Origin of the sequence: Streptomyces sp. NPDC090798 (assembly GCF_044768965.1) — a bacterium.
In the GTDB taxonomy this organism is placed as follows: domain Bacteria; phylum Actinomycetota; class Actinomycetes; order Streptomycetales; family Streptomycetaceae; genus Streptomyces.
The window spans coordinates 1-11,478 of record NZ_JBIVXA010000011.1 but is presented as its reverse complement, the minus strand read 5'-3'; the positions used below and the strand labels follow the sequence as shown (position 1 = coordinate 11,478).

The following is an 11,478-nucleotide window of genomic DNA, read 5'->3' as shown; positions in this document are numbered from 1 at the left end:
GCCCGCCGCCCCTTGCTCGGCCGCGGTCCGGCGGGCCTTTCGATAACCCCACACGCGGGGCGCGGGGGGGGGGGGGGGGGGGGCGCCCCGGGGGGGGGGGGGGGGGGGCGCCCCCCCCCGCGGCCGGCCCCCACCCACCCGCACCCGAAGAACCCACCCAGGGGTCTGGGGGCGAAGCCCCCAGGACACCCCGCCGGAAGTCGGCCAATCCCCTGTCCTACCCCCGTGACCCCCCACCCAGTCACCCCACCCCCACACGGCCACAACACGCCCCGCACCCAGACGAACCCGAACCCATCCGATCAACAACCGGTCACCGTCCGGCACTTGATCAGGCGTCAATCAGTTACAGAAGCGACGTAATCGATGATTTGAGCAACTCGGTGTAGCGCTGCCTGTACGAAGCGTTATTCTCCTCAGACGCAAACCGGTACCCCTCCGTCGCTACGACGGGTGAACGGTCCCGCACTGCACGTGATGGAAGCTCTGCCTCTGGGAGTCCCGTGTACTCACACGTCGGGGTTGACGCCTCGGGCCTGGCTACGCTGCGCGCAACGGTCCTGGACCGCTTGCGCGGCTTCGTCCCCACCGCGTACGCCGTCCCCGCCCTCGCCGCCGTCCCCGCGCCCCTCGGCCCTTGCTACGCCCTGGCCGAGGGCAGCGCGGCGGTCGGCAGACGAGGCCGCTCGGGCCCGGCCGCCACGCCCACCGCACGCCGCCCGGCCGCAGACAGCGACAGCGCCCGGATGATGGATCTCGTCGAACGCGCCCAGGCCGGCGAGGCCGACGCCTTCGGCCGCCTCTACGACCAGTACAGCGACACCGTGTACCGCTACATCTACTACCGCGTCGGCGGCAAGGCGACCGCCGAGGACCTCACCAGTGAGACGTTCCTGCGCGCCCTGCGCCGCATCGGAACGTTCACCTGGCAGGGCCGCGACTTCGGCGCCTGGCTGGTCACCATCGCCCGCAACCTGGTCGCGGACCACTTCAAATCGAGCCGATTCCGACTCGAAGTGACCACCGGCGAAATGCTCGACGCGAACGAGGTCGAGCGAAGCCCCGAGGACTCCGTCCTGGAGTCACTGTCGAACGCGGCCCTGCTCGACGCCGTACGACGGCTCAACCCCCAGCAGCAGGAGTGCGTCACCCTGCGCTTCCTGCAAGGGCTCTCGGTGGCCGAGACCGCCCGGGTGATGGGCAAGAACGAGGGCGCCATCAAGACCCTCCAGTACCGAGCCGTCCGCACCCTGGCTCGGCTCCTCCCGGACGACGCCCGCTGAAACCCGTACGAACACCGGTCCGTACGAACGCCATAGTGATCCAACACGCTCAGCGACGCGCAACTCACCTTCCGTAAAAGTCCGTTGACTTCGCGGTCCGATCATCCATCGTCCGTAACCCAAGTGCCGCGACGCTCGTTGTGCGGGATACAGGCTCCCTGTGGTCACGACCCGGCTATCGCCGATCACTCGATCGTGTGGATGCGCTCGGGGCGTGCAACCCTCAGGACCCCCTGGGGAGTCGACCGTCTTGACGAGAGGAGGTGCCGCCAGTGATCGCGAACGTATCGGCACACCGGCGGGCGAACGCCTTCGCCCAGGCCCTGGAGGAGCAGTCCGACCAGGGCACGGCGGCCGAGCAGCCCGATGGATCGGCACCGTCCCGGGCTGCGTCGGAACAGACCGAGCAGGGCCTGCTGTTGGCCCTCGCCACCGGTCTCGGCGAGCTGCCCAAACCGGAGCTGGACCCCGAGGTCAAGGTCGTGCAGCGAGCCCAGCTCGTCGCAGCGATGGAGGCCATGCTGCTGGAAGGCACCGCCGCGGGGGGCGAAGGCCCGGACCGTTCCGTGCCCGAGCAGCGCTCGCACCGGGCACGGGGCGCACATCGGGCGACCGGACTGGGCAAGCTGCGACCGCGTTCGCGTCTGTCCAAGGGCCTGGCCGCGGGCGGGCTCACCGTGGGCGTGGCCGCGGGAGCCTTCGGCGGCGTGGCCGCCGCCAGCTCCGACGCCCTGCCCGGTGACTCGCTCTACGGGCTCAAACGAGGCATGGAGGACATCCAACTCGGCCTGGCCCACGGCGACAGCGACCGCGGCGAGCTCTACCTCGACCAGGCGTCCACACGCCTGAGCGAGGCACGCCGGCTGATGGAGCGAGGCCGCTCGGGCCACCTCGACCACGAGTCCCTGGGCGAGATCCGCCGCGCCCTGTCGGGCATGCAGCACGACGCCTCCGAGGGCCACCGCCTGCTGTACGAGGCGTACGAGCGGGACGGTTCGCTGGGCCCCATCCAGACCCTGTCCGCCTTCGCCCAGTCGCACCGCGAGGCCTGGGGCGCGCTGCGCGACCGGCTGCCCGTCCAGCTCGGCGACGTCAGTCAGCAGGTCTCTTCGGTCTTCGCCGCCATAGACGAAGAGGTCGACCCGCTGCTGCCGGGCACCCCGGCGAAGGAGGGCACGGGCCGTCACCGGGGTGCCAGTTCGGACGCCCCCGGCTCATCGTCCGGTACGGACCGTCCGGCGCCCAGCGCCAGCGGCGGCTCCACCACCGGCAGCCACAGCAGCGGCAAGCCGAAGCCGTCCAGCTCCGGCAGCACCGGCGGGGGCCTGCTCGGCGGCACCACGGGCGGCCTCCTGGATCCGCCCAAGGACACCACCAGCTCGTCCCCGTCGGCCGGCAAGTCCAGCCCGACGAGCGGCGCGCCGGACGTCACCCTGCCCCCGCTGCTGCCCGGTCTCTTGCCGGGCCTGGGCATCGACAGCGAGGACAGCAAGTAGCTCCGGTACGAGGCTGGGGGCGCCCTTCTCAGGAAGGGCGCCCCCAGCCTCGTACGTCCGTCACCGGCGGAACGTCCGTCAGAAGAAGACCGACCGGCGCTGCACCAGCAGCTTGTACAGCGTGTGCTGGATCTGCTCCCTGACCTGGTCGGTCAGGTTGAACATCAGCATCGGGTCCTCGGCGGCCTCCGGCGGATAGCCGTCCGTGGGAATCGGCTCGCCGAACTGGATCGTCCACTTCGTGGGGAGCGGAACAGCGCCCAGCGGACCCAGCCACGGGAAGGTCGGCGTGATCGGGAAGTACGGGAAACCCAGCAGCCGCGCCAGCGTCTTCGCGTTTCCGATCATCGGGTAGATCTCCTCCGCGCCGACGATCGAGCACGGAATGATCGGGGCGCCCTGCCGCAGGGCCGTCGACACGAACCCGCCCCGGCCGAAGCGCTGCAGCTTGTAGCGTTCGCCGAACGGCTTGCCGATGCCCTTGAAGCCCTCCGGCATCACACCGACCAGCTCGCCGCGCTCCAGGAGCCGTTCGGCGTCCTCGGCGCAGGCGAGGGTGTGACCGGCCTTGCGGGCCAGCTCGTTGACCACCGGCAGCATGAAGACCAGGTCCGCCGCGAGAAGGCGCAGATGGCGGCTCTCGGGGTGGTTGTCGTGGACGGCGACCTGCATCATCAGGCCGTCCAGCGGGAGGGTGCCCGAGTGGTTGGCGACGATCAGCGCGCCGCCTTCGGTCGGGATGTTCTCGATGCCCTTCACCTCGACCCGGAAGTACTTCTCGTACAGCGGCCGGATCAGGGACATCAGGACCTGCTCGGTGAGTTCCTGGTCGTACCCGAAGTCATCGATCTCGTAGTCACCGGTGAGGCGCCGGCGCAGGAAGGCGAGACCACCGGCGACGCGCCGTTCCAGCCCGCCGCTCTCCCGCGCCTGTGACGTCGACGGCGCGTTCTTCGGCGTCGACGGCTGAGGCGGCTGTTCCTCACGCGTCACAGGAACATCATCCTGCGGGAAGGACCGGCCGGGCAGGGGCTGGACCTCACGTACCGCCACGGGATCGCCCTTGCGCCGGCTCCCCGCGGCCCGCCGCCGCGGCGGGCGCTGCACAGCACCCCCGCGCGACCGGTCGTCGTCGAACGGAATGACCTTGGCGTCCGCCATCGTCGATGCGCTCCTCAGTTGGCGCTCAGTGTCGGGGGGTGGCCGCCGCCCACGTAACGCAGCGCGGCGATCCGGTCGACGGCCCCCGCGAGGGCCTCGGGGGGCAGGAGTCCGGGCCCCCGGCTGCGTGCGAAGTCCGCGAAGGTCTCCGCGGTCGAGTATCTCGGTTTGTAGCCCAGCGTCTCGCGCATCTGGTTCGTCGACACGACCCTGCCGTGGGTGAGCAGCCGCAGCTGCTCCGGCGAGAAGTCCGTCACGCCCAGGGTACGCACCGCCGTGCCCGCCCAGCTGAGCGCCGGCAGCAGCAGGGGCACCGTGGGGCGGCCCAGGCGTCGAGCGCACTGCGAGAGCAACAGGACGCCGTCTCCGGCGATGTTGAAGGTGCCGCTGTTGAGAGTGCCGCGCTGGGGATCGTGCGAGGCGATCCGCAGTACCTCGATCACGTCGTCCTCGTGCACGAACTGCAGCCGCGGGTCGTAGCCGAAGACGGTTGGCAGCACCGGCAGCGCGAAGTACGAGGCGAGCGGTGAGTCGGCGCTCGGCCCGAGAATGTTCGCGAACCGCAGCACACACACGGCGACGTCGGGCCGGCGCCGCGCGAAGCCACGCACGTACCCCTCGACCTCCACCGTGTCCTTCGCGAAGCCGCCGCTGGGCAGCGACTTGGGCGGGGTGGTCTCGGTGAACACGGCCGGATCTCGCGGCGCGGACCCGTAGACGTTCGTACTGGACTTCACGACGAGCCGCTTGACCGACGGGGACTTCTGGCAGGCGCCCAGCAGCTGCATGGTGCCGATGACGTTGGTCTCCTTGACCGTCGTCCGGCTGCCGCCGCCGCCCAGCGCGATGCCCGTCACGTCCATGTGGACGACCGTGTCGACGGAGTGCTCGGCGAGCACGCGGGCGATCGTGGGCTGGCGGATGTCGGCCTGGACGAACTCGGCCTCGCCCAGATGGTGCTCGGGCAGTACCGCGTCCACTGCGATCACCCGGTCCACCTGAGGGTCACGCTGGATCCGTCGTACGAACCGGCCTCCCAGTTGACGGGCCACTCCGGTGACGAGCACGACCTTCCCCAAGATCAGCGCCTCTCTTCCCGTTCTGGACATGAGCGGACGTAGCTCTGCTCGTACCCTGCCGTGTTCCCCGTGTGCCGCCAACCTAGCGGGTTGATGTTGCGCTGTGATGACCACCCGATGCACGAAGTGACGACAGCCACGGACATACGATCAGACCAAGCCACCCGGCACATGGGCGTATGCACAGCATCGCCCTCCGGGGCCCTCGCGCAGGAGACACGCGCCCGCCCTCCGCGGAAAGTACCCGCTCTGGGCGAAAGCAGCCGCGACGGCGGAAGCCGAGGGCCCCGACCCCGGCCGGAAAACGGCTGTGGCCCCCCACCGGCCGGTGGGGGGCCACAGAGCGCGCCGTTCGCAGCGCTCGCACAAGCGCAAGGACGGGCCCCGGCGATGCGGGGCACGGCCCTACTTCTTGTTGCGACGCTGAACGCGAGTGCGCTTGAGCAGCTTGCGGTGCTTCTTCTTGGCCATCCGCTTGCGCCGCTTCTTGATAACAGAGCCCACGACTACCCTCGCTCACTTCTCTTTACTCGGTGCTGGGCTGCATGGGCCCACACGACCTATGAGGGGCCAGCCTACCCGTCCGAGCGCTGAGGTCGTAATCGAGGGGATCCGAGTGAATTCCCGAGGCGGCCGCAAGGACCCCTCGGGAACCCCTCGAAGCAACCGTCAGGCTGTCTCCACCCCCACATAGCTCTCGCGGAGGTACTCGTGAACCGCTTGCTCCGGCACCCGGAAGGACCTCCCCACCCGGATCGCCGGCAGATGACCGCTGTGCACCAAGCGGTACACGGTCATCTTCGACACTCGCATCACCGAGGCGACTTCCGCCACGGTAAGGAACTGAACCTCGTTCAGAGGCCTCTCGCCAGCTGCAGCCATGACACACCTGAACCTTCCGCACTCGACGGCCACCGGCTTCCCCTTCCGGTGACTCTTCGTCGTTGCGTGCTCACTCCCCAATGTAGGGGCGGGTGATGCGAGTGGGGAAGAGGAGATGGCATCGGCCGCCTACTGTGACAGACACGCTCGATTGAGTACATAGCGAGTAAGCGGTCGGTAGTAATCAGACCGCACAGCGTCATCAAGCGGAACGACGACGGACACCCGCCCCTCTGCCTCTCCGACGAAGAGCGCAGGATCGTCCGTATCGGCCAGCCCCATGGCCTCGAACCCCAGCTGACCTGCTCCGCAGACCCAGCCGTGGTCCCCGATGACGAGTTCCGGGAGCGGCCCGCCGCCCTCCGCGGCGGCCGCCAGAACGGTCCGAACCGGCAGCGGTGAGTGGGTATGCGCGCCGGTCGCACCACCGGGGGCTTGCGCGCCGGGTTCGCGTACCAGCGCGACACCTTGTACGTAGTCAAGGTTGTACGTGCGTAGACCGAACCGGGTCGTTATGTCGAAAGAGCTACCCTGCGCGGGGGTGAGGACGTTACATCCCGCCGCCGACAGGGCGTCCGCAAGGGCGGCGTAGAAACCGAGCAGACGGTGCGGGTGACCGGTCCCGAGGAGTACCGCCTCGCGCTTCCGGGCCGCCGTTCCGAGTCGCGCCGCGAAGGAGTCGAGCGCGACCAGAGTCCGCTCGGGGTCGATCACATCATGCCCACTCGTGTGCGTCGGATCGGCCGAAACCCCACACTTGTCGGCCATCAACTCGATCAGGTCCCGCTGCTCCCACGTCCACTCGGGATCGAGCCCGAGCAGCACACGGGGATCGCGGGCCGCGAAGAGCCGATAGCTCCGCAGACTCTCCTCACGCGAGGTGGCGACGGGCCCGGCCAACCGGGCCGCCAGCAGGTGCGCACGTAATGCTCCGGTGCTCAACACGACAGCGATGCTGACGCACATGACCCCCCTTCACCCCGAATTTCCCGAAAACGCCCCACAGTTGGCGTAATGCACACTCTGGCCCCCTATCCCCAGGCGGCACGGCAAGCCCGAGCGCCCCAGACAGAGCACGCGAGCCCGCCCTCCACAGAGGTCCAGAACAGCCCCCACCGAGAACAGGCCGGGGGTACAGGGGTACAGGAATCCGGGCGCCCAGCCCCCAGGGGTGCGGGGCCGCAGCCCCGCCGGGACCCGGGGGCGCAACTCCCCGGGGTGCGGGGGCGCAACTCCCCGGGGTGCGGGGCCGCAGCCCTGCGGGGATCCGGGGACCAAGCCCCCAGGGGTCCAGGGGCCCAGGGTCCCAGGGGCAACGCCCCGCGAGGGAACCCGGGGCGCAGGGGCGCAGCCCCACCGGGTTCCGGGGGCGCAGCCCCCAGGGGGTGCAGGGGCGCAGCCCCGCTGGGGTCGAAGGGGCGGAGCCCCTGGGGATGGGTTGGGTAGGGGCGGCGGGGGCGAAGAAGGGTCAGGGGAGGAGGCCCCGTAGAGGGAAGACCGCACGGCGCGTCGCGACGATCGCCTGATCGAGACGGTCCGCCGGGTCGTACCCGGACTCCCACCCCTTCCAGGACACGGGCCACCGCCCGTCCGTCATCCGCACGGGCGCCAACTGCCGCGTACGAGCGAAGACCTCCTGCCGCCAGCTCTCGGGAATCACCGTCTCGGGGTCGATGGGCCGCCCCGCCGCGACGGCGACCAGATGCGTCCACGACCGCGGCACGACGTCCACGACCGCGTACCCGCCCCCACCCAACGCGACCCACCGCCCGTCGGCGTACTCGTGCGCCAGGTCGTGGCAGGCGACCTGCACGGCCCGCTGCGCGTCGAGCGAGACGGCGAGATGAGCGAGCGGATCCTCGAAGTGGGTGTCGGCACCGTGCTGGGTGACAAGCACCTGCGGCCGAAAGTCGGCGACGAGCTCAGGCACCACGGAGTGGAACGCCCGCAGCCACCCCGCGTCCCCGGTCCCGGCCGGCAGCGCGACATTGACGGCGGAGCCCTCCGCCGAGGAGGCCCCCGTCTCCTCCGGCCACCCGGTCTGCGGGAACAGCGTCCGCGGATGCTCGTGCAGCGAGATCGTCAGAACCCGGGGGTCCTCCCAGAACGCCGCCTGCACCCCGTCCCCGTGGTGCACATCGACATCCACGTACGCGACCCGCTCGGCCCCCAGCTCCAGCAGCCGCGCGATCGCGAGCGCGGCGTCGTTGTAGATGCAGAACCCGGACGCCCCACCCGGCATCGCATGGTGCAGCCCACCCGCGAAGTTCACCGCGTGCAGCGCGTCCCCGCGCCACACCGCCTCCGCCGCCCCGACCGACTGCCCGGCGATCATCGCGGACACCTCGTGCATTCCCGCGAAGGCGGGATCGTCCATGGTCCCGAGCCCGTACGAGGCGTCCGCGGCCCCCGGATCCACCGACGCGGCCTTGACCGCCTCGACATAGTCCTCACGATGCACGAGCCGCAACGTCGACTCCCCGGCCGGCTTCGCCGCGACGACATCCACCTCCCGGTCGAGCCCGAAGGCATCGACCAGTCGCCGGGTCAGCGCCAGCCGGACCGGATCCATCGGATGGTCCGGGCCGAAGTCATAGCCCGTTACTGCCTCGTCCCACATCAGCTGTGCGCGGCCGCTCATGTCCGTCACCGTATCGGTCCGGTTCGGGCGCGAACGAGCGGGCGTACCCCAACGTCGCCAGGACCAACACCATCGGTACAAGCATGGCGCCCCGGTAGTTCCAGGCGTCGCCCAACGCCCCCACCAACGGTGAACCGATCAAGAACCCGACGTAATTGAAGATGTTCAGCCGCGCGATGGCCGCATCCGAAGCCCCGGGAAACAGCCGTCCGGCTGCCGCGAACGTCTGCGGCACCAGCACACACAACCCCAGCCCCAGCAAGGTGAACCCGAGCATCCCGACCCAGGCCCCCGGCGCCACCGCCACCACCGCGAACCCCAACGCCGCCACGACCGCCCCCAGCCGTACGACGGCCACCGCCCCGAACCGCCGCACCCCGAAGTCCCCGACGCCCCGCCCCACCAGCGTCATCACCATGTAGACGTTGTACGGAACGGTCGCCAACTGCTCCGAACTGCCCAGCACGTCCTGCAGATACTTCGCACTCCAGTTTGAAACCGTCGAGTCCCCGATGTACGCGAACGTCATCACCAGACACAGCGGCAACAGCAGCCTGAAGACCAGGGCCCCGCTCTCCCCCTGCCCCTTCCCGGCCTCGGCATCGGCATCGGCGTCGGCGTCAGCCCCAGGACCAGGACCAGAGAGGGCGGCGCCCCCGTCGACGTACCACCGACTCCCCACGAACGCCGCCGGCAGCAGCACGAGCACCACCGGCAGATAGGACACGAACAACGAGAGATGCCAGTGCGCCCCCACCCACGCCAGCGAGGCGCCCACGATCCCGCCCAGGCTGTACGTGGCGTGGAAACCGAGCATGATGCTGCGCCCGTAGGTCCGCTGGAGGCTCACCCCGAGCATGTTCATGGAGGCGTCGAGCGCGCCGACCGCGAGGCCGAAGGCGCCGAGCGCGACCGCCAGTTCGACCAGCCGGTCCCCCGACCCGACCCCGAGCAGCGCCAGGAGCACAACGGGCTGGGACCAGCGCAGCAGCCGACTGGGCCGTATTCGCTTCACCAACTGCTCGGTCGTCACGCTGCCGACCCCGGCGAGGATCGGGACGGCGGCCAGGAACGCGGGCAGCAGCGCGTCGGAGACGCCGTACCGGTCCTGGATGGCCGGAATGCGCGTCACGAGCAGGGCAAAGGTGGCGCCCTGAGCAAAGAAGCTGAACGCCAAAGAGGCCCTACCGCGCCGCAGCACATCTGTCATGGCGGCGAGCGTAGGGCCCCGGCATACCGGTGGGTAGATCCAGCCGAAGATGAATTCTGCTCAACTCTTCGGCTGGGTGGCCCCGGCGACCTCGTTCTCCAGCATCTTCTCCATCGGAACGACCGCCAGCCGCCCACCGGCCAGGATCGCCACCGCGATCGCACCGATCATCACGACCGTGCCCAGCCAGACCATCGTGTCGACCGGCAGGGTGTACGCGCCCACGACCCGCGCGACGCACTCTCCGAGCAGTGCCACGCCCCAGACCAGGGAGAAGGTCCGCTCGGCCTTCCGGAACCGCGGGGAGCCGACCGCCAGCCGGTCCCACGCGGCGTCCTTGGCCGCGTCGCCCTTGATGAGGAACGGCTTCATGCCCGCCGTCATCATCGGCCTGCCGAGCTTCACGGACACCAGGATGCCGATGCCGATCGCGCTGCTGACCCCGCTGTCCTTGGCGAGCATCAGCCGCGGGTCACCGGCGACGAGGCTGAGGGCCAGCCCGACGACGTTGACGAACAGGATCAGCCCGGCCAGGGCGTTGGCCTTGCGCTCCTTCACCGCGCTCCACACGGTCCGCACCGCCGGCACCACGCTGCTCCAGCCGAGGGCCGCCATGGTGCTCATGCCGAACCCGATCTTGAGGAGGTAGTACGACCCGACGGGCACCGCCACGTCGAGGATCAGCGGCAGGAAGCTGGGCCTGGCGGCGGCCTCGGCGCTCGTGGCGGCCGGTGCCTCGACCGTGGTCGCTCCAGTGCTGGTCTCGATGGCCGTGATGCTCATGATCGGGTCCCTCCGTCGTCGCTGTGTACGTCCCGTTCCGATGCACTCAGCTTCGCGGTCGGACCCCACTCGCCAACAGAAACGATCGTCCGGAGCTCGGCGTGACAAATGTCAGTGCCGCGCGATGGGTGCCGTCATACCAGCAGGTCAGCCAACTCACCGAGCTCGGAGAAGAGTTGAGTGGCACCGGTGAGCTTGGCGGCCGGCGTCATGGCGGTGAACCCGTACACGTCCATCCCGGCGGCGTTCGCCGCCCGCACCCCGAGCGGACTGTCCTCGACGACGACACACCGCTGCGGCGCCACGCCCATCCGCTCGGCCGCGTAAAGAAACAGATCGGGTGCCGGCTTGCCCCGTCCCACGTCCTGCGAACTGAAGACACGCCCCTCGTCGAACCACCGGTCGAGCCCGGTCTTCCGATGCCCCACCCGGATCCGCTCATGACTCCCGGAGGAGGCCACGCAGTACGGGACCTCGTCCGCGGCCAGCTTCTCCAGCAACTGCACGGCACCGGGAACGGGTTGCAGCTCCCGCTCGAAGGCGGCGAACACCCGCCCGTGAAAGACGTCGTCGAAGTCCTCCGGCAGCCGCTGTCCGCTCCGCTCCTGGACGAGCTCGTGGATGCGGTGCATGGCAGACCCCATGTAGTCCCGGATGGACTCCTCGTACGAGGTCGGGTGCCCGAGTTCGGTCAGATAGGCGGCCAGGATCGTGTTGGAGATCGGCTCGCTGTCCACGAGGACGCCGTCATTGTCGAAGATCACCAAGTCATAGCGCATGACAAAACCCTAGACCCCCGAACGCAGAAAACCCCCGTACCGATTTCCCGGTACGGGGGTTCTCCCTAAAATTAGTTCGGCGGCGTCCTACTCTCCCACAGGGTCCCCCCTGCAGTACCATCGGCGCTGTGAGGCTTAGCTTCCGGGTTCGGAATGTAACCGGG

Annotated in this window: 11 protein-coding genes and 1 rRNA gene; 2 read left to right on the top strand and 10 right to left on the bottom strand. The window is 69.6% G+C overall.

Annotated features, from left to right (window positions below):
* The first annotated feature begins 503 nt into the window (after nucleotides 1–503).
* The gene (locus tag ACIQTP_RS23865) at nucleotides 504–1,283 is read left to right on the top strand and encodes an ECF subfamily RNA polymerase sigma factor, BldN family (protein WP_168494317.1); all 780 of its coding nucleotides are present in this window, start codon (nucleotides 504–506) and stop codon (nucleotides 1,281–1,283) included.
* Between the two features lie 272 nt (nucleotides 1,284–1,555).
* Nucleotides 1,556–2,779, top strand: coding sequence for a DUF5667 domain-containing protein (locus ACIQTP_RS23860; protein ID WP_403402783.1), 1,224 nt, complete (start codon nucleotides 1,556–1,558; stop codon nucleotides 2,777–2,779).
* A 78-nt stretch (nucleotides 2,780–2,857) separates the two neighbouring features.
* Here the strand turns inward: ACIQTP_RS23860 and ACIQTP_RS23855 are convergent, their stop codons facing one another.
* From ACIQTP_RS23855 to rrf, 10 genes are all read right to left on the bottom strand, one after another.
* Nucleotides 2,858–3,940 carry a lysophospholipid acyltransferase family protein gene (locus ACIQTP_RS23855; protein ID WP_403402781.1) on the bottom strand — a complete coding sequence of 361 codons (1,083 nt, stop codon included), beginning with the start codon at nucleotides 3,938–3,940 and terminating at the stop codon, nucleotides 2,858–2,860.
* Nucleotides 3,941–3,954: 14 nt separating this feature from the next.
* Nucleotides 3,955–5,019: an NAD-dependent epimerase/dehydratase family protein gene (locus tag ACIQTP_RS23850; protein WP_402035964.1), complete on the bottom strand. Its 1,065-nt coding sequence runs from the start codon at nucleotides 5,017–5,019 to the stop codon at nucleotides 3,955–3,957.
* Nucleotides 5,020–5,424: 405 nt separating this feature from the next.
* Nucleotides 5,425–5,523 carry a 30S ribosomal protein bS22 gene (locus tag ACIQTP_RS23845; RefSeq protein WP_003948845.1) on the bottom strand — a complete coding sequence of 33 codons (99 nt, stop codon included), beginning with the start codon at nucleotides 5,521–5,523 and terminating at the stop codon, nucleotides 5,425–5,427.
* A 165-nt stretch (nucleotides 5,524–5,688) separates the two neighbouring features.
* Nucleotides 5,689–5,901: a helix-turn-helix domain-containing protein gene (locus ACIQTP_RS23840; RefSeq protein WP_004984898.1), complete on the bottom strand. Its 213-nt coding sequence runs from the start codon at nucleotides 5,899–5,901 to the stop codon at nucleotides 5,689–5,691.
* 129 nt (nucleotides 5,902–6,030) lie between these two features.
* Nucleotides 6,031–6,846, bottom strand: a complete 816-nt coding sequence (locus ACIQTP_RS23835; protein ID WP_403403387.1) for a phosphatase — start codon at nucleotides 6,844–6,846, stop codon at nucleotides 6,031–6,033.
* A 523-nt stretch (nucleotides 6,847–7,369) separates the two neighbouring features.
* Nucleotides 7,370–8,542 (bottom strand): acetoin utilization protein AcuC, encoded by a 1,173-nt coding sequence (locus ACIQTP_RS23830; RefSeq protein ID WP_403402778.1) that lies wholly within the window; start codon nucleotides 8,540–8,542, stop codon nucleotides 7,370–7,372.
* Nucleotides 8,493–9,752 (bottom strand): MFS transporter, encoded by a 1,260-nt coding sequence (locus ACIQTP_RS23825; RefSeq protein ID WP_403402775.1) that lies wholly within the window; start codon nucleotides 9,750–9,752, stop codon nucleotides 8,493–8,495. Before ACIQTP_RS23825 ends, ACIQTP_RS23830 begins: the two co-directional genes overlap by 50 nt.
* 60 nt (nucleotides 9,753–9,812) lie before the next feature.
* On the bottom strand, nucleotides 9,813–10,535 hold the full coding sequence (locus ACIQTP_RS23820; RefSeq protein WP_403402772.1) for a VC0807 family protein: 723 nt from the start codon (nucleotides 10,533–10,535) through the stop codon (nucleotides 9,813–9,815).
* Between the two features lie 134 nt (nucleotides 10,536–10,669).
* The gene (locus ACIQTP_RS23815; protein ID WP_402034287.1) at nucleotides 10,670–11,314 is read right to left on the bottom strand and encodes an HAD family hydrolase; all 645 of its coding nucleotides are present in this window, start codon (nucleotides 11,312–11,314) and stop codon (nucleotides 10,670–10,672) included.
* Between the two features lie 74 nt (nucleotides 11,315–11,388).
* Nucleotides 11,389–11,478 (bottom strand): 5S ribosomal RNA (rrf, locus tag ACIQTP_RS23810); the annotation flags it as partial.